Origin of the sequence: Thiohalocapsa sp., from assembly GCF_022340605.1 — a bacterium.
In the GTDB taxonomy this organism is placed as follows: domain Bacteria; phylum Pseudomonadota; class Gammaproteobacteria; order Chromatiales; family Chromatiaceae; genus Thiohalocapsa.
In genome coordinates this window covers 1-16,721 of sequence record NZ_JAJDNQ010000150.1, presented here as the reverse complement: position 1 = coordinate 16,721, position 16,721 = coordinate 1, and the positions used below count along the sequence as shown (strand labels likewise).

Annotated in this window: 18 protein-coding genes and 1 pseudogene; 12 read left to right on the top strand and 7 right to left on the bottom strand. The window is 68.4% G+C overall.

Going from position 1 to position 16,721, the window contains the following annotated elements; translation table 11 throughout:
- Window positions 1-203 (bottom strand): annotated as a pseudogene (locus LJE69_RS18785) (TrpB-like pyridoxal-phosphate dependent enzyme); the annotation flags it as partial.
- A gap of 283 nt (window positions 204-486) precedes the next feature.
- Between LJE69_RS18785 and LJE69_RS18780 the strand changes: the two are divergent.
- The 6 genes from LJE69_RS18780 (at window position 487) to LJE69_RS18755 (ending at window position 6,098) form a co-directional block, all read left to right on the top strand.
- A complete protein-coding gene (locus LJE69_RS18780; RefSeq protein WP_296927583.1) occupies window positions 487-696 on the top strand; it encodes a hypothetical protein in 210 nt (69 codons plus the stop codon).
- 108 nt (window positions 697-804) lie between these two features.
- Complete coding sequence (locus tag LJE69_RS18775) at window positions 805-1,962, top strand: quinone-dependent dihydroorotate dehydrogenase (RefSeq protein WP_367114713.1); 1,158 nt, start codon at window positions 805-807, stop codon at window positions 1,960-1,962.
- A gap of 120 nt (window positions 1,963-2,082) precedes the next feature.
- Entirely contained in the window at window positions 2,083-2,268 is a 186-nt protein-coding gene (locus LJE69_RS18770) for a hypothetical protein (protein WP_296927582.1), read from the top strand.
- A gap of 250 nt (window positions 2,269-2,518) precedes the next feature.
- Window positions 2,519-3,697 (top strand): cell surface protein, encoded by a 1,179-nt coding sequence (locus LJE69_RS18765; protein WP_296927581.1) that lies wholly within the window; start codon window positions 2,519-2,521, stop codon window positions 3,695-3,697.
- A gap of 8 nt (window positions 3,698-3,705) precedes the next feature.
- Window positions 3,706-4,623: a DUF6384 family protein gene (locus tag LJE69_RS18760; protein WP_296927580.1), complete on the top strand. Its 918-nt coding sequence runs from the start codon at window positions 3,706-3,708 to the stop codon at window positions 4,621-4,623.
- A gap of 14 nt (window positions 4,624-4,637) precedes the next feature.
- Entirely contained in the window at window positions 4,638-6,098 is a 1,461-nt protein-coding gene (locus tag LJE69_RS18755; protein ID WP_296927579.1) for a hypothetical protein, read from the top strand.
- Window positions 6,099-6,121: 23 nt separating this feature from the next.
- On the opposite strand, the gene LJE69_RS18750 is transcribed toward LJE69_RS18755, so the two are convergent.
- Both LJE69_RS18750 and LJE69_RS18745 read right to left on the bottom strand, forming a co-directional pair.
- Window positions 6,122-6,319, bottom strand: coding sequence for a CPXCG motif-containing cysteine-rich protein (locus LJE69_RS18750; protein WP_296927577.1), 198 nt, complete (start codon window positions 6,317-6,319; stop codon window positions 6,122-6,124).
- A gap of 10 nt (window positions 6,320-6,329) precedes the next feature.
- On the bottom strand, window positions 6,330-6,704 hold the full coding sequence (locus LJE69_RS18745; RefSeq protein ID WP_296927576.1) for a hypothetical protein: 375 nt from the start codon (window positions 6,702-6,704) through the stop codon (window positions 6,330-6,332).
- 372 nt (window positions 6,705-7,076) lie between these two features.
- On the opposite strand from LJE69_RS18745, the gene LJE69_RS18740 reads away from it, so the two are divergent.
- Both LJE69_RS18740 and LJE69_RS18735 read left to right on the top strand, forming a co-directional pair.
- A complete protein-coding gene (locus tag LJE69_RS18740) occupies window positions 7,077-7,265 on the top strand; it encodes a hypothetical protein (protein WP_296927575.1) in 189 nt (62 codons plus the stop codon).
- 408 nt (window positions 7,266-7,673) lie between these two features.
- Window positions 7,674-8,030, top strand: coding sequence for a hypothetical protein (locus LJE69_RS18735; protein WP_296927574.1), 357 nt, complete (start codon window positions 7,674-7,676; stop codon window positions 8,028-8,030).
- A 66-nt stretch (window positions 8,031-8,096) separates the two neighbouring features.
- On the opposite strand, the gene malQ is transcribed toward LJE69_RS18735, so the two are convergent.
- Both malQ and LJE69_RS18725 read right to left on the bottom strand, forming a co-directional pair.
- Window positions 8,097-9,614, bottom strand: a complete 1,518-nt coding sequence (gene malQ / locus LJE69_RS18730) for a 4-alpha-glucanotransferase (protein ID WP_296927573.1) — start codon at window positions 9,612-9,614, stop codon at window positions 8,097-8,099.
- Window positions 9,615-9,653: 39 nt separating this feature from the next.
- The gene (locus LJE69_RS18725; protein WP_296927572.1) at window positions 9,654-9,977 is read right to left on the bottom strand and encodes a hypothetical protein; all 324 of its coding nucleotides are present in this window, start codon (window positions 9,975-9,977) and stop codon (window positions 9,654-9,656) included.
- A gap of 100 nt (window positions 9,978-10,077) precedes the next feature.
- On the opposite strand from LJE69_RS18725, the gene LJE69_RS18720 reads away from it, so the two are divergent.
- Both LJE69_RS18720 and LJE69_RS18715 read left to right on the top strand, forming a co-directional pair.
- Window positions 10,078-10,707, top strand: a complete 630-nt coding sequence (locus LJE69_RS18720) for a DUF3302 domain-containing protein (protein ID WP_296927571.1) — start codon at window positions 10,078-10,080, stop codon at window positions 10,705-10,707.
- A 234-nt stretch (window positions 10,708-10,941) separates the two neighbouring features.
- A complete protein-coding gene (locus LJE69_RS18715; protein ID WP_296927570.1) occupies window positions 10,942-11,976 on the top strand; it encodes an efflux RND transporter periplasmic adaptor subunit in 1,035 nt (344 codons plus the stop codon).
- Between the two features lies 1 nt (window position 11,977).
- Here the strand turns inward: LJE69_RS18715 and LJE69_RS18710 are convergent, their stop codons facing one another.
- Window positions 11,978-13,684, bottom strand: a complete 1,707-nt coding sequence (locus LJE69_RS18710) for a solute carrier family 23 protein (protein ID WP_296927569.1) — start codon at window positions 13,682-13,684, stop codon at window positions 11,978-11,980.
- 318 nt (window positions 13,685-14,002) lie between these two features.
- Window positions 14,003-15,166 (bottom strand): DUF819 family protein, encoded by a 1,164-nt coding sequence (locus LJE69_RS18705; protein WP_296927568.1) that lies wholly within the window; start codon window positions 15,164-15,166, stop codon window positions 14,003-14,005.
- Between the two features lie 378 nt (window positions 15,167-15,544).
- Between LJE69_RS18705 and LJE69_RS18700 the strand changes: the two genes are divergently transcribed.
- Together LJE69_RS18700 and LJE69_RS18695 are read left to right on the top strand one after the other, a co-directional pair.
- Window positions 15,545-15,859: an MTH1187 family thiamine-binding protein gene (locus LJE69_RS18700; RefSeq protein WP_296927567.1), complete on the top strand. Its 315-nt coding sequence runs from the start codon at window positions 15,545-15,547 to the stop codon at window positions 15,857-15,859.
- A 628-nt stretch (window positions 15,860-16,487) separates the two neighbouring features.
- Window positions 16,488-16,703, top strand: coding sequence for a YrhK family protein (locus LJE69_RS18695; protein WP_296927566.1), 216 nt, complete (start codon window positions 16,488-16,490; stop codon window positions 16,701-16,703).
- Window positions 16,704-16,721: the final 18 nt, after the last annotated feature.

Below are 16,721 nucleotides of genomic sequence, written 5' to 3'. Positions count from 1 at the left end.
GGGATCTCGATCTCGCGCTCCATCGACATCTCCTGCTCGATGACGGCGCGGGGAAAGATCGGTGCCAGGTCGTCCGGCGTGATGGGCTGCTTGGTGCCAGGGTGCAGCACCGGCGCGAGTGGCTCCGGCAGGTCCGCGTTGATGTTGTACCAGTGGGTGGGCAGGTGCTCTTCGTCGAGCAGATACTTGACGCTGTCGCTCATTGTGTCTCGTGACCTCCAGGGGATGGCCGGCGTTGCGCGGCAAATCGCGGGCCGTGGAGACGGCGGGGCTCGGCCCGCGCAAACAGCTAGTGTGCCATGCCTGAACTCGGCTGGCACCGGCCCGGGATCAAGTCAAAGGCACCGTAGCGCCCGTGAGCATCCACAGGGTGACGAGGCGAATTCCTACAAGCCGGAGCGGTACCGACGCACAGAACTGCCGCACACACTCTGTAGAATGAAGCAAAAGGCTGAATCGGCTGTTTCGACGCTGGGCGAGGCGACCATGACGCAGCGACAGGTGGCGGCGATGTGCGACGGGCTGGAAGTGGGCTTTGATCTGGACATAGACGAGCTGCGGCAGTTGCCCGCGGAAGAGCTGGAGATGCTGCGCGACCTGCTCCCGGCGGGGCAATTGCCGCCGCCGCTGCTGGAGCTTCGCCGCCGGCTGGACCGCTGCGCCGACGCCGCCGGCACGCTGCGGCTCAAGCTCTGAGGCCACAACCTGCCGGGCACGCATGCCCGGACATCCGCGGCGAGCCCGCGGCCGGCGGCGTGTCGACGGAACGCGCAGCTGTGGACCTGCGCTGTCCGCTGTGCGACATTGATCGGCCATCCGTCCACCAGCCCACGGGCATCCGTTCTGAACCCGTCCCTGGCCCCATCGCCCGCCGTCGGCCCGTGGCGTCTGCTGCGGCCGCTGCTGTTCCGGCTCGATGCCGAGCGCGCCCATCAGCTTGCGGTGCTGTTGGGGAGCAGCGGCTTGGCCGTGTGGCTGGCGCGGTTCGCCCACGCCAGACCGGCCGCGGATGTTGCCCGCGCGCCGGAGTTGGCGACGCGCGTCATGGGGCTGAGCTTCCCCAATCCGCTCGGCATCGCGGCAGGTCTCGACAAGGACGCCCAGGCGGTCACGTTTTGGCAGGCGCTCGGCTTCGGCTTCGTCGAGGTGGGCACCGTCACGGCGCTGCGCCAGCCCGGCAACCCGCGCCCGCGGGTGTTCCGGCTGCCGCAGGATGGTGCGCTCATCAACAGCATGGGCTTCCCGAACGCCGGCGCGGACGTGGTGGCGACGCGCATCGAGCGCCTGCGCCAGCGCGATTTGCTCCAGGTGCCGCTCGGCATCAACATCGGCAAGTCCAAGGTGGTGCCGGCGACGGAGGCGGCGGCCGATTACCGCCGCAGCTTCGAGCGGCTAGGGGAGCTGGCGGACTTCGTCGTCGTCAATGTCTCCAGCCCGAATACGCCGGGACTCCGCGCTCTGCAGACCGCCGATCAGGTGCAGGCGATCGTCGGCGCCATCCAGGGGCCGAACCAGGCCCTGAGCGCGCCGCGGCCGCTGCTGTTGAAGCTGGCGCCGGACCTGGCCGACGCCGACGCGCTCGCCTGTGCGCGCGCCGCGATGGCGGCCGGTTGTGCCGGACTCGTGGTGAGCAACACCACCGTGGACTTCTCGGCCGCCAGTACCGACACGGCAGGTCTGGCCGGTGGTTTGTCCGGGCGGCCGCTGTTTGCGCGCAGCACGGCGCTGCTGCGGTTGCTGCGCGAGGCGCTGGGCCCCGGGGCGGTGCTGATTGGGGTCGGCGGCGTCATGGATGCCGCCAGTGCCGCCGCCAAGCTCACCGCCGGTGCCGATCTGATCCAGCTTTACACGGGGCTGGTCTACGGCGGTCCGGGCCTGCCACGGGCGCTGCTTGGCGGGCTGCGAGGAGGGCTGCTGGCGCCGCGCCAGGCCGATGGCGCTTGCCAAGCATCTCGTGAGTAGTGCCAGTACTGAACAACGCCACCGGTGCCCTTATCTTCTGTCCCGGTTCGGTGTGCGCGACCGCCGCGGCGGCAGCCGCGCGAGATGCGTCGACCGACGGTCAAGAAAGTGAGAGCGAACATGCAGACAGTAACCACCGAGTATGCCGCAGAACACCTGGACGAGCTGATCGAGCGCGTGGTGCAGGGGGAGTCCATCACTCTCAGCAGGGACGGGCGCCTGGTTGCCCGGCTGGTGCGCATCGACCATGACACCGACCAGGAGGTCCCCGCCGCCGAGGTCGAAGAGGCCTTCTACGGCGATTGAGCCGCCGGCACGCCGCCCCGAGAGCCTGACCGGCCCGGTCGCCGCCGGCTTGTCGGGGCGACAATGCGCAGCCGCCCGCCCGCGGGCGCTCATCGTCGTCACGGCCCTGCGGTCGTCATCTTTAGACGGTATAACGCGCGAATTCGCGCACGAGCCGCCGGACCGCCCGGCGCGAGGCACCAGTCGCCACCGATACCCGTCCGCCCCGGTCGCACCCGTGCGGCATCCATCACCCGGAGGATCTTGAGCCATGCCCGCCACCGCAAGCCCGATGCAGTACCTCGACAAGGCCATGAACACGCTGCACGACATGGGTCTTGCGCCCACGGAGCAGTCGAGCGCCGATGATCCGATGATCGCGCTGCTGGAGCGCATCTCCGGCTTCGACGAGACCCGGGTTACGGCCATTGCGCGCACCCTCTCGCAGTCTTCCACCTTCAACGAGGTGGTGCGCGAGCAGGTGCGGGCCATGGAGATCGGCAGCCGCTATGAGCAGATCACCGAGGCCTTCAACAGCATCCGCGATGATGCCAAGAAGATGGTCGACCAGCTCGACGACGGCAAGATCGACACCTTCGAGCGCATCTCCAACGTCTGGATGAAGGTCACCCGCGGCGACATCGCCGCCCGCTTCGACAAGATCAAGGAGACCTATCTCGACGTCACCGGCGCCACCAACGATCAGGTGCAGCGCGAGCAGCGCATCCTCGGTGCCTACCAGGATTTTCGCGGCGCCATGAAGCAGTCCGAGGTGCTGGCGCTGGAGGTGCTGAAGAAGGCCGAGGGCCAGCTCGAGGCGGCCAAGGCCGAGGTGGATAAGGCCATGCACGCGGTGGAGGCCTACAGTGGCGACGATGCCGCCGAGCGCGCCCGGCTGGAGATGGCCCGCGACGAGCGCGTGCGCGACCTGCAGGACGTCGAGAAGCGCTACCAGATCGCCAAGGACCTCTCGGACAACATCACCGTGTCCTACAACACCTCCGAGGTGGTCATGGCGCGCCTGCAGCAGACCACCAACGCTAAGGAGCGCCTTTACCAGCAGGCCGTGAGCTTCTTCACCACCAACGAGACGGTGCTGACGGCGCTGACGGCGTCCTTCACCGGCATGTTCGGCCTGGGCGAGACCACCGCCACCGTCAATGCCATGAAGGAGGGCGTCAGCCAGTCGCTGGAGGTGCTGGCCGACATCGGCGGCAAGGTTCAGGAGGCCGCCGTCAAGGCCGGCTATGGCCCCACCATCCGCGCCGATTCGGTGAAGAAGCTCGTGGAGTCCGTGGTCAACTATCAGACCAAGTCCCGCGAGATTATCGAGGAGATGCGCAAGGAATCCACCCGTAACGCCGAGGAGATCCGCGACGCGGTGGAGGACGGCAAGCGGCGCATGGCCAGGCTCGCCGAGCAGGGCAAGGGTTTGGCCGTCGGCCAATGAGCGCTGCCGTGTCCGATGCGGCCCCGGGCACCTCGCCCGGCGCCGCCAAGCCGCCACTGGACGATGTCATGCTCGCCATGGACGTCGTCGACACCCTGCGCCGCAAGGAGCGGCTGGTGCAGCACGAGCTAGACAGCGGCGAGCGCGAGCAGGCGCTGAAGGCGCGTCTGCGCAAAATCTACGCGGCCCAGGGCCTGGAGGTCAGCGACGCCATCCTGGACGAGGCGGTGCGGGCGCTGGAAGAGGACCGCTTCGTTTACAAGCCGCCCGAGCCAACCCTCGGCGTCGCGTTGGCGCGCATTTATGTCGCGCGCGGCGGCTGGGGCAAGTGGCTGCTCGGCGGCCTGGTGGCGCTGGTGCTGTTGGTGGTGGCCTGGCAGATGCTGGTGGTGGCCCCGCGCGCGGCGCTGCCGGAGCGGCTGCAGGCGATGCACTCGGAAGTCGAAGAGCTCGCGGTAGAGCCCAATGCCGTGACCCGGGCAGACCGCCTGTTCGCCGCCGGCGGGCGCGCGCTGCGCGACGGCGACACCGCCGCCGCCGAGCAGGCCCTGAAGTCTCTCGACACCCTGCGCGGCCAACTGGAGGCGGACTACGACATCCGCATCATCAATCGCCCGAGCGAGCGGAGCGGCGTCTGGCGCATTCCCCCCAACAACCCCGACGCGCGCAACTACTACCTCATCGTCGAGGCCGTCGGCCCGCGCGGCCATGTCCTGAAGGTGCCCATCACCAACGAGGAGACCGGCAAGACCGAGCGGGTGGACGCGTGGGGCCTGCGGGTGGACAAGGCGACGTTCGACGCCGTCGCCGCCGACAAGCGCGACGACGGCATCATCCAGGCGGACCTGGTGGGCCACAAGGCCGTCGGCCGGCTCATGCCTGACTATCGGCTGCGCACCACCGGTGCGGCCATCACCGACTGGTAAAGAGGCACCCGGCCATGATGAGTGGTATGCAGGCGATGGCGCAGGTGGCCGACCTCTCGCGCCGGCAGCAGGAGGCGCTGAACGCGCTCGATGGCCAGGCGGAGTCGCTGCAACAACAGATACGCGACCTCCTGCGCCGCCGGGGCGAGCAGCTCAAGGCCCTCGCGCGGGTGCACATCGATGTGTTGGAAGATACACAGTTCACCGGCCGTCTGGACCGGGCGGAGCGGCGCGTTGTGGATATTTTGCAACAGCGTGACGCCGCTGCAACGGACCTCGCGCGGCAGGTGGAGGCGTCCACGGCGGCCAAGGACGAACTGGAGCGTGAGCGCGAGCGGCTGCGCGCCGAGCTCGAGGCAGCCGCCGAGTTCCTCGACGACGCCGAGGCCGCGGCGCAGGCCAGGCTCGACGCGGACTCGGCGTATCGCACCCAGCGCGAGCGCACCGAGGAGGCCCAGCGCATTGCCCAGCATGCGGAGGCCAAGGCCGCGGACAGCGAGCAGGAGGAGCAATCCAAGGGCGCCGCCTACCGCGAGGATGCGCTGTTCATGTATTTGTGGCGGCGGCGCTTCGGCACCGCCGAGTACCAGGGCGTTGGCCTGTTCCGCTGGCTCGACGGCAAGGTGGCCCGGCTCATCGGTTACGACGATGCCAGACTCAACTACCGCCGACTCGCCGAGATTCCGCGCCGGCTGCGCGAGCACGCCGGTGCGCGCCGTGCCGAAGCCGACTCGCAATTCGCTCGGCTGCGAGCGCTCGACGAGGCAGCGCGCGAGGCCGACGGCATCCCGCGGCTGGAGGCAGAGCGCGACGCCGTGCAGGAGAAGCTGGACGATGTCGAGGCGCGCATCGAGGCCGCGGAGACAGAGCTTGCGGACCTGATGCAGCGGCGCGCCGCCATCGCCGCGGGTGACGACGAGCACACCCGGCGCGCGGTGGAGGAACTCGCCGCCGCGCTGGAGCAGGAAGACCTCGCCAGCCTGGAGCGGGATGCGCTGAAGACGCCTTTCCCCGACGACGACCGCATCGTCGCCGAGCTGAAGGAGCTGGAGCGCGAGCAGCGCAGGCTCGGCTTCATGCTGGACAACCTGAAGCAAACCCGGGCCAAGCAGCAAGAGAAGCTCGAGGACCTGGCAAGGCTGCGGCGCGACATCCAGCGCGAGCGCATGGATCGCCCCGGCGGCAGCTTCAGCGATGGCGCCCTGGTGGCGATGATGCTCGCCAACTTCGTGCAGGGCATGCTGGACCGACACGCGCTGATGCGCGTGCTGGAGGAGCAGTACCGGTATCGCCCGCCGCGCACCGACCCGACCTTCGGCTCCGGTGGGTTCGGCCGCGGCTCCCCCTGGGGTGGCGGTTGGGGCGGCGGCTCAGGTGGAGCCGGCGGTGGCTTCGGCGGCGGTGGTGGCGGCTTCCGCACCGGCGGCGGCTTCGGCGGCGGTGGTGGCGGCTTCCGCACCGGCGGCGGCTTCTGACCTCCCGCTCGCCGGCGATCCCTTCAGTCGTTCTCGCGGCACACCTCCACCAGCGGCGTGGTACCCGGTCCCGCCGGGAAGCGCACGCTCACTAGCATCGGTGCGCAGCAAACGGCGCAGTCCTCCACGTAGCGATGCTCACCGTAGCTGCAATCAACGGTCAGCTCGATGGCCTCGCCGCACCAGGGACAACACTGTTCGCTGATCTGAAGCAGCTCCAAGGCCGTCCCCTCAGATCGCCACGCGGTGGTCCCGGCGCAGGTAGACATCCGCCAGCATGTAGAGGATCAGAATGGTCGGCACCAGGGCCAACCAACCTTGCACCATGCGCGGATCGATGGACACGCGCAGCAACACCCCCATCACCACGTGCAGGCCGAGCAGACGCAGACCGAGGCGATCTGCGGCCGACTGCGGTATCAGCGCGGCCACCACGCCGTAGATGCCGTAGAGGGCGACACCGAGGGCGAAGGGCAGTGCCAGAAGGCGATGTGCGGTGTCGAAGTGTGGCACGACGGACGACCCGAACGAAAATGCGACGCCGAGCAGAACGACACCGCCAGGCACCACGCCCGGTTCAATGGTTGGAAGCTTCACTTTCTCCACTCTCTATACATCGATGGTGCGCGGAAGTTATTGGCCCCTGGCGCCGGATTCAACGCCCGGCGACGGGCGGGCGGTGCCCCCGCGTTGGGATCGGCGTGCCCGGTCAGCGGATGTTCGGGGTGGAACTCGCATTGGAACTCGCAGAAGGCATGGGTGTGCCGAGGGCGTCGCCGATACGAGACGTGGTATCTACCAATTGCTCCCGAACCAGGGTGGACTATGCTGAAAGCATGGCCGGCAAGCCACGGTGATCGCGGCGAGACAGTGTCACCAGGGGGGGCCGGGATCGAGCAGTATCGCTGAGATTGCCGACGGGTTTGCAACAACTGACAAAGGCGATCTCAGCACGCAGTATCGAGGGGGGGCAGTATCATGACGCAGTATCAAGACAAAGCCGTTTGGGAGCTCTGCCGTCAAGGCTTTCATGGGGTCGCAGCTGACGCCGAGGCCGCTTGGTCGAAGGGGGAGGATTTTCGGCTAGGGGAGCCGTTGCCGCTGGCGCGTGAGCTCTTGGAGCTGATCCGCATCGCCAACTGGGAGACTCAGCGCCAAGCCGCGTGACGCCACGCAGCGTGCGTGCCGGGGCTCGCGCGGACGCCGCCGCGCGCATGGCATCCGCCAAGCGTCCTGGATTGGCGGCGTGCGCTTGGTGCGGCGTTGCGCGGCAGCTCAGGCAGGCGATCCGATCGAGCCGCCGAGTGATGTCGCCCAGCGACTTCCCGCTCGGCTGGAACCAAGCTGCACTGGAACCAAGCCGCACTGGAACCAAGCCGCAATCGAACGCTGATCCGGTCCAAAGATCCGCTCCCGCATCCCCCTGCGCACCAACAGGCTCACCAACAGGCTCACCAACAGGCCCACCCAAACGCCTCCACGCGCTAGACTGCGGGCAGTGTCGTTGATGCGCGTCAAGCCCGAATGCGGGACGGCTATCTCTATATCACACCCTGCCGCGATCGCCCTGACGCCGTGTGTCTGTGCGAGGCGGCCGTCGCGCCTGGCCCGAGCGACCAGGCGGGTATCGTGGTGTACTTCCGGGATCTGGACGCGGCGGCGATGCACTTCCATGCGGACCTGCGCCGCAGGCTGCTGGACCTCGACCGCAAGGCCTATCGCGCCGACATGGTGCAGGCCGCGGCTGCGCTGGACGCCATCGACCTGAGCCACCGTTGCACCTACCTAGACCCCGCGCTGGCGGCAAATCCAATGCTCGCGGAGGCCACCGAGCGGCTGCGCCGCAAGCACCGGCGCTTAAGGCGCATCTTCGACTTGGTCGGCATCCTCGGGCTGCTGCTGCTCTTGTTCATGTCGTTGTTGCCGCGTTGATGGCGACGTCGAGGAGGTCGGCATCGCCGTGGCTGGCCGGACCGCCGCCGCGCGGGGCAACCGTTCTCAGTCGGGATGCGGCCGGCGGCCGTACAGCGCGCTCAGATCGGCCAGGCGCGCGGCGTCGGCGCCGTCGAGCTGCGCCTCGGTGCAGCGCCACTGCCAGTTGCCCCCGGCGCTGCCGGGGCGGTTCATGCGCGCCTCGGTGCCGAGCCCGAGCAGGTCCTGCAGCGGCAGCAGCGCCAAATCCGCCACTGACGCGAGCGCGGTGGCGATGAAATCCCAGTGGATCTCCCGGCCGTCGCTGCGCAGGTAGCGCAGCGCCGTGTCGCGCAACGGCGGGGCCAAGCCGGACCACCAGCCGAGCAGCGTGTCGTTGTCGTGGGTGCCGGTGTAGACCACCAGGCGCCGGTGATGGTTGTGCGGCAGGAAGGACACTTCGCCGAAGCCCGCGCTCGCGTCTTCGAACGCCATCTGCAGGATGGCCATGCCCGGCAGCTCCAGCGCGTCGCGCAGCGCGATGACATCCTCGGTGATGACGCCCAGGTCCTCGGCGATCAGCGGCAGGGTGTCGCCGAGGGCGTCACGCAGCGCGCGGAAGAGCGCCATGCCGGGTCCGGGAACCCAGCGGCCATTGATGGCGGTGGGCTCGTCGGCGGGCACCTCCCAGTAGCCCGCGAAGCCGCGGAAATGGTCGATGCGCACGCAGTCCAGCAATTCCAGCGCAAGCCGTAGCCGCCGTACCCAGAAGGCGTAACCGTCCGCGGCCAGCGCGTCCCAGCGGTAGAGCGGATTGCCCCAGCGCTGCCCGGTGGCGCTGAAGTAGTCCGGCGGCACGCCGGCGATGACGGTGGGACGCCCGCTCGCGTCGAGCCGGAACCAGTTGCGGTGGGTCCAGACCTCGGCCGAGTCGTGGGCGACAAAGATCGGGATGTCGCCGATCAGGCGGATGCCCCGCGCATGCGCCCGCGCCCGCAGCGCATGCCACTGCCGAAAGAACAGGAACTGGCAGAAGCGCTCGAATTCCACGGCGCGGTGATTGGCCGCGTGCCAGTCGGCCAGTGCGTCGGCGTCGCGCAGGGCCAGTGGTTGCGGCCAGTCGATCCAGGGGCGGTCGTGTTGCGCCAGCTTGATGGCCGCGTACAGCGCGTAGTCGTCGAGCCAGGCGGCGTGCTCGAGGCAGAACTGGTTGTACTCGTTGCGTGCGTCCGCGTCGGCATGGGTCTCGAAGCGCCTGAAGGCGCGCAGCAGCAGCCGGCGCTTGTGCGCATGCACGGCGGCGAAGTCCACGCGCTCGCGCGGGAATGTCGCGGATCGATCCGGCGCGGTGTCGGCGGCGTCCAGCCAGCCGTCCTCGCGCAGTAGGTCGAGGCTGACCAACAGCGGATTGCCGGCGAAGGCGGAGGTGCACTGGTATGGGCTGTCCTGATAGCCGGTGGGACCGAGCGGCAGCATTTGCCAGAGCCCCTGGCCGGCGGCGGCAAGGAAGTCAACGAAGCGGTAGGCCGCCGGGCCGAGATCGCCGGCGCCGTCCGGTGCCGGCAGCGAGGTGGGGTGCAGCAGGATGCCGCTGGTGCGATGCATGACGGGCTCCGGGCGCGGGAAGATGAGTGACCATGAAGTCTAATCCCGCTTGCCGTTGGCGCACCCCGCCAACGCCAATCCCTTACCGCGCGCCGAGCGCGGTAAATGCGGAGCGCGGCCCAGCGCGCCCGTGGTGGTCGCCCAGTTTGCCCAGGGGCCGGCCAGCCCCCTCGTCGGCTCGGCAATGGACTGCCAGCGCAGTAGTCGGACGGCGGGGTAGTCGCGCCGGCTGAGCAGCGGCATTACGCCGCGGGTGAGCATCGTCTGGGCGGCACCTTCGCCGAGCCAGGCACCGGCGCAGGGGTACATATGGCGCTCGCCGCCATCGTCGTAGATCCAGGCCGACAGCTCGGCGCGCGTCACGTCGAGCAGGTTGCGGCTCGATGCCTGCGTCTAGCTCCAGCCGGCACACCAGGAGCTGCACGGTTCGCCAGACGCCCTCCAGCGCCTGGAAGCTCGGGGCATGCAGCAGGCGCAGCGGCGCGCCGTCGTCGCGGCGGCGCTCCGGAGGGCGACGCGGGGCGGTGCTAAGCGCGAGCTCCAGGCGCGTTGGGATGTCTCTGTGACCTCTCGTTGGTCCGGGGCTGTCCCCCGTGTAACGGCGCGAAAGCGTGTGCGTATGATCTTACCCAGGAATCACGGCAAGGGTTCAGCGCGGGCGCTCGGCCTATGCGTCCGCCGGGGTGAGGCAATCGCAGGCGGCAACCGCTTTCGATCGGCGCGGACCGCGATGCTGGGGGCGGTCTCCGTTCGGGACGTCAAGCGGCTGCTGTTGCTCATCGACCGGTCGTGCACCATGATTCGCAGCATCACCGCGCCTCCCGACATCGATTTGCACGGGAGGCTGTGCGCCCGTCACGATGATGAGTTGCGACGCCTGTCCATGGCCAATCCGCTGACCCTGAAGATCGTCTCCCTGGGGCTGATCCTGACCTGCATCGTCGTGATCATTCTGTTTATCGTCTTCGTGCACACGATGCCCGGCAAGATCGCCCGCAAGCGCAACAATCCCCAGGCCGAGGCCATCGAGATCCTGTCGCTGCTGGGGCTGCTGATCTTCCCGCTGTGGATGGCGGCGCTGGTGTGGGCCTAAGTGCGACCCTTCAAGGTTCCGGTCATCATGGAGCCGGACTCGGACGGCGCCGCGGCTGCCCCGCCGAGCGAGACCGGGGCCGTGGCGAGCCCGGGGCTGGCGCCGCCGCCGGATCAGGCGGCGCGTTCGGAGCTCCGCGCACGATCCGCATCGACCGCAAGCGCGGCGTCGCAGCAGCCGGCCGCCACCGACCGCGCGCCGCGGCAAGATGCCTGACGGCAGGAGACGCAACCCATGGAGCTTCTCGTCACCATCGCCTATTTCTGCCTGGTCTGGCTGGTCTTTTTCCGCTTCAAGCTGCTGCGCTTCAACCTGTTCTGGAGCTTCATCGTATTCGGCCTGTATGCCGGTGCGGCGCTCACCGAGGTCATCCTGCTGGGCCAGACCACGCCCTACTCCAAGACCCTGATGGTGGAGCGCTATGTCGTGCCGCTGGCACCCGCGTTCGGCGGGCTGGTGGCTGACGTGTACGTCAAGCCGAATACGCCCATCAAGGCCGGCACGCCCATCTTCGCCATCGACACGACGCCGTGGCAGCACAAGCTGGAGAAGGCCGAGCAGCAGCTGGCACAGGCGCAAGCCGAGAAACAGTCCGTGCAGGCGCAATTGGCCGAGGCCGAGCGGCGGCTCGCCGACGCCGAGAAGCTGGTGCCCAAGCAATTGATGGCCGCCCAAGAGCTCGATATCCGCACCGACCGCGCCAAGGCCCTTACCGCGCAGGTTCAGGGCGTCGAGAAGAAGATCGGTGCACTTGCCGCCGAGCTGGCGGAGGCCCAATACAACCTCCAGCACGCCACCATCGTCGCGCCCTTCGACGGCTACGTGGTCAACCTGCAACTGCGCAAGGGCGGCTTCGTGCGCCTGAAGCAACCCGTGGTGACCTTCGTCAGCAGCGAGGAGCTGTACCTGCTGGCCAGCGTCGATCAACGCGCGGGGCAGTGGATCAGGTCCGGTGACGAGGCCGACTTCGCCCTCAGCATCTATCCGGGAGAGATCTTCCACGCCAAGGTCGAGGCCGTCATCTGGGCCACCGGCCGCGCCCAATTCCAGCCCAGCGGCGCGCTGCCGCGCGAAGAGACCATCACCCCCAGCAACGTCTTCCACGTGCGCCTGACGCCGGTCGGCGACTTCAGCGAGCACCCGCTGCACTTCGGCGCCCGCGGCATCACGGCCATCTTCACGAACAAGGCCATCGATTTGGTGAAGGTGCTGCGCCGGATCGAGCTGCAGTCCGAGAGCTTTCTGAACTACATCTATAACCCGTTCTGACCTACACCCGAAACGACAGCACCACCTCACACTGCTCGCCGCTGGAGCGGGTGTCGACGCGATCCGCGGCGACGCCCGACAGATAGCCGGAGAGGCCGTCGGCGAAGCCCTGCTCCTCCACCAGGTCTCCACAATTGCAGTGCTGGCTCGCGAGGCTCGGCAGCGCGCCCTGATAGCTGAGCTGGATGCGGACATCGAAGTCGTCGAAGCCAGCGCGCACCGCGATCTCGCTGCCGTCGCGGCGGTTCGGCTGGATCTGCGCCAGCAGGTCGCGCACGACACCGACGACGCGCTCGATCTCGAGCTTCGGCAGCTTCCAGCCGTCCGCCTGGCGCCGCAGGAAGGTATCGATGGTCTCCCCGGGCAGGCCGTCCTGGACCGCGATATCGCCATAGCGCCAGCGCCCCAGCATGAACACCAGATTCAGCAACGTGGCGCTGATGAGCGCCATCGCCATCGCCGTGCCGGTGAGCTGGCGGATCGCCGGGGGCAGAATGGTGAAGAAACTCGGAAACACCAAGACACCCACGGCCAGCATGGTCGAGAAGCCGATGATGATCATCGAGCGGAGCGTCATTGGTCGGCTGGAGGCGACCTGGATGCCGGCGACGAACATCATTGCGCCATTGAAGAACAGCACGGCGCCCATCACCGGCCGCGGCATGTGGGCGATGAACAGCGTTAGCATCGGCAGGCAGGCCAGCACCAACAGTAGGACCACCAGATACCAGGCGACGACCCGGCTGGTGACGCCGGTGGTCTTCTCTAGCCCGACCAGGCTCGGGCTCGCGGCGCTGGCCGGGCTGCCGAGCAGGCCGCAGACCATGCAGCCGAGACCATCGGCGCCCACCCCGGCGCGCAGCCGCGGCTGGCTCGGGTGGCGCCAGGCGGGGTCATTGAGCTGCTCCAGTGTCGTCAGCACGCCGACCGTGCGCAGTCCATTGGCCAAGGCCGCGACCAAGAAGGCCAGCAGCACATCGCTGGAGAACGCGAAGGAGAGCCCCCGGAAGGATGGCAGCGCGATCGGCGGGACTTTGGCGATGTCCGCCAGGTCGGCGGCTGTGAACACCCCGAGCAGCGCCGCCACCCCGTAGCCCATGGCGATGCCGATCAGCACGCAGAGCAGCTTGAACAGCCCCCGCCCCCAAACCGCCAGTGCGACGATGGGTCCGAGCGTCGCCAGCGCGGTGGCGGTCACGTTGCCGAAGCGATGCTCGGCGATCAGCGAGGAGTCGAACACGACCCCCATGCCGATGCGGCAAAGCTCCATGCCCACGGCCATGAGGATCACGCCCGAAACGACCGCCGGAAACACCTTGCGCAGCAGGCCGATGGCCTGCGCGAACAGCACCTGGAAGGCGCCGGCGACGATGGTCATCCCGGCCACCAGCGGCAATCCACCGATGGATGCCGCCGCCAGCCCGGCGGGGAGATAGGTCGCCGTGACTACCGGCGGCAGCAGGAACCCGGATCCGACACGAGGCAGGCGGATCGCCTGCAATGCCGTCATGATGGCGATGGCCACCAGGCCGAGAGCCATCGTCCGTTGCGCGTCGTGCGGGGAGCCGCCGGTGGCATGGACGACGATTGCGATCAGCACCAGGGTTGGGCAGATCAGCGCCGTATGCTGAATCGCCACCAGCAGGGCCTGGGTGAACGGCGGGCGTTCATCGAGACCGTAGGCCAACTCCGGCGGGCGCTCGGCCATCAGGCCCCCTGGTCGTGGGCGGCCGGGTCGATCGTCGGCCCCGGCTGCGCTCGCCCAAGGACGTGGTCGGCGTTGGACGAACGGGACATACAATCGCCTCCGCCGCCTTGCGGACGGCTCGCGGACGAGATGGAGCCGGTAGCTGTATCAGTGCCCTGGGCGCCGGTCAAGGCACGCGGGACGGGTACCGCGAACATTGCGACGGGGCGGCCTGGCTTGCGGATCGAGCGTAGTGACCTGTTTCTTGCCACGACGACCTGCCGTCGCGGCGCCGGGCTTTTCCGGAGATCCCGTCCATCGGCATCGAGACCGCCGGCCTCAGGCGCCGAGCCAGTGCGCCAGGCCGACGCCGATGAAGTTGGCGATGGCGTATCCGAAGGTGCCGCAGAGGATCAACGGTACCACGAGGTTGCCCCAGTCCTTGGCCAGCGCCATGGCGGCGGCCGTGGTGGGTCCGCCACAGTTGGCGTTGGAGGTACCGGCGATCTCGCGCAGGTCGAAACGCAGGAGCCAGCCCGCGCTGAGCAGGAACAGCAAGTGAATTGTGATGAGCACCGTAAGAAAGGCCACCACCACCGGGCCGATGCGTAGCACGGCCGGTACGCTGGCGGCGACCCCGATCACGACGAAAAAGAGCTGCATCAGGGCCAGGCCGATGGACTGTACGCCGCGCACGGCACGCAGCGGGCGGCTGGCGAGCGTGGCCGTCGCGACCGCCAGCGCGGTCGTCCAGAGGATCGCCGCCCCGGCAAAGGGGGTCAGCGCCGCGAGCCATTGGCCGATCAGGCAGATCAGCGCGCCGAGCCCCAGCACGCTTAGCATGTCCATGGGGCGCAGCGGCTCGTCGGGCTGCGGCGAGGGCGGCTCAACTGGGGGCGCGACCGGGGCCGGGCTGGGCGTGACCCCCGCCGAGCGCCGCTCGAAGCGCCGGCGCAGCGCCGGGATCTCGGGCAGCGAGAAGAGCAGCACGAAGTAGCCGGCCATGACCAGGTTGTCCGCCGCCATGGCGCCGGCCTGCAGGTCCGGGAAGGCGTCCATGCCCAGGGCGCGGGAGGTGGCCAGGAAGTTGATCGAGCCGCCGATATAGCTCGCGGCGAACATGCCGCTCAGCGCCGCGGCGTGGGGGAAGGATGCAAACAGCACATAAGCGGCCAGAGCGCCGAGCAAGGTACCGATGGCGCCGATGATAAAGGCGAGCAACAGCCGCCCGGTTTCGCGGAAGATACGGCGGAGATCCGCATGCAAGAGCAGCAGCACCAGACCGAACGGCAGGGCCTGACTCCAGATGAAGTCGTACACCGGCGAGGCGAATGGCAGCAGGCCCAGGTTGGAGCAGAGCATGCCCCCCAGGATGCCCAGGACCACCCCCGACACGCGCCGGCCGATGCCGCGGCCCTCCAGCCAAAGGGCCGTCGCGCCCACCAGGCCGAGCACGGCAATGATGCCGAAGACGGAATTGGCGGGGATCAGCGATGTGGGCATGCGGGGTCTCTCAAGCTGAAGCCGCGGGTTGCGGCGCGCCGGCTGATCGAGGTCGAAACGACATCACGCGTTGCCGGGGCCGGCCCATGTACGCGCGGCATGCGCGCCGCTCTTCCTCGCCGCAGTACAGCGGCCACTGACGCGCGAAGAACTGGCGTGCGAAGAGCGGCGTTTCGATGACCGTCACCAAGGGGCCAGGCACGCGAGCATACGTCTCGACATGGCCCGCGTCCACGCGGCTCGCCGAGACGCGGCGGGCTTCAGCTGGGCTCGTGGCAATATTCGGTCTCTGCTCAAGACCAGGCAGCCTGCCCGAGCCGCCCGGGCGGCGCTCTCCGGCGGGCTGCCGAAAACCGCCATATCGCTTCGGAGGGGTCCATGTCCGTCCTGATGGAATTCAGTATCTTCCCAACCGACCAGGGCGAGAGCGTCGGTGCGCAAGTCAGCGAGGTCATCCGCATGGTGCGGGAGTCGGGCTTGGACTACCGCCTCACGCCCATGGGCACCGTCGTCGAGACCGAGACCGTGGCGGAGGCCCTCGCCCTCGTGGAGCGGGCGGCGGCCGTGCTGGACGATTTGGGCTGTCGGCGCGCCTACTCCGCGATCAAGCTCGACATCAGACCACACCAGGGGCAGCGGATGGCGCGCAAGATCGAATCGGTCGAAGAGCGGATCGGGGAGGTGAAGCGCTGACGCCGGCTCCCTGTGCGATGGCGAGACTGCGCCCGGGTTGCTGCACCAAGCCACGCCCGCAGGACCGGCGTGAGCAGTCGCGCGAGGCGGATCTCGACCCAATCGAGCCGCGATGCCGGCGCCATGACGGGCGTCCAACCGCTCTTTCCAAGTTGAAAGGAGAGATTCCCCGGCCGCTCGCGCGCCGCTCGCGCGCCAAAGCTGGAGGGCGGGTCGCGTCCTGTCGACGGCCCACGGTCACCACGATTGCCGAGCAAGAGCCGGTCCTGCGCAACGGGCTTCAGCGGGATGGAACAACCGCATCCAGTCCGGCATTGGAACCGGGGCAAATACACCGTCCGTGGTTGATCTGATCCGGGTTGGGGCGTGCGCCGGTCGTGTCGCACGGGCTTGCAGCAATCGCCCATGAGATCCGCCGTGGCCGGCTGGCGATGGGTGTCGAGCGAACCGTCCACGGCGCAGGGTGTGCACCGCCGGTCCGCCCAAGTTGGCCGGGCTCGAGGGGGCTGGCTCGACCGGCGGCGTCGGCCTGGAACGGTTCTGGCATAGGCAACGCAGTCCGTCGCGGCCCTCGCCGGCGCCGCAGTTGGCCAGTCGTCAGCCCTGCTTGGGAGTCATCATGCCGAATGTGATCAGAGTGCTCGTCCGGGACTACGGTTGGATTCACCTCTCGCTGGGCCTGCTCGGCAACGTTGCATTCTTCGTCGGCAGCATTCTGTTTCTGCCCGCCTTGGAGGCATTCAAGGTCTGGGGCGTGTGGCTCTTCATCGCCGGTTCCTTCTTGATGATGCTCGGGGCCCTGGGGCGCTTGCTGGTGGACGTATGGAAAGACACCCCTAAATGACGCGATGTTCAGCCGGCT

What these genes read in the sequence shown, in the direction of transcription:
- LJE69_RS18780 (WP_296927583.1), top strand. Translation starts at nt 487, where the DNA reads ATGACGCAGCGACAGGTGGCGGCGATGTGCGACGGGCTGGAAGTGGGC.
- LJE69_RS18770 (WP_296927582.1), top strand. Translation starts at nt 2,083, where the DNA reads ATGCAGACAGTAACCACCGAGTATGCCGCAGAACACCTGGACGAGCTG.
- LJE69_RS18765 (WP_296927581.1), top strand. Translation starts at nt 2,519, where the DNA reads ATGCCCGCCACCGCAAGCCCGATGCAGTACCTCGACAAGGCCATGAAC.
- LJE69_RS18755 (WP_296927579.1), top strand. Translation starts at nt 4,638, where the DNA reads ATGATGAGTGGTATGCAGGCGATGGCGCAGGTGGCCGACCTCTCGCGC.
- LJE69_RS18740 (WP_296927575.1), top strand. Translation starts at nt 7,077, where the DNA reads ATGACGCAGTATCAAGACAAAGCCGTTTGGGAGCTCTGCCGTCAAGGC.
- malQ (WP_296927573.1), bottom strand. Translation starts at nt 9,614, where the DNA reads ATGCATCGCACCAGCGGCATCCTGCTGCACCCCACCTCGCTGCCGGCA.
- LJE69_RS18720 (WP_296927571.1), top strand. Translation starts at nt 10,078, where the DNA reads ATGCAGCAGGCGCAGCGGCGCGCCGTCGTCGCGGCGGCGCTCCGGAGG.
- LJE69_RS18715 (WP_296927570.1), top strand. Translation starts at nt 10,942, where the DNA reads ATGGAGCTTCTCGTCACCATCGCCTATTTCTGCCTGGTCTGGCTGGTC.
- LJE69_RS18710 (WP_296927569.1), bottom strand. Translation starts at nt 13,684, where the DNA reads ATGGCCGAGCGCCCGCCGGAGTTGGCCTACGGTCTCGATGAACGCCCG.
- LJE69_RS18705 (WP_296927568.1), bottom strand. Translation starts at nt 15,166, where the DNA reads ATGCCCACATCGCTGATCCCCGCCAATTCCGTCTTCGGCATCATTGCC.
- LJE69_RS18700 (WP_296927567.1), top strand. Translation starts at nt 15,545, where the DNA reads ATGTCCGTCCTGATGGAATTCAGTATCTTCCCAACCGACCAGGGCGAG.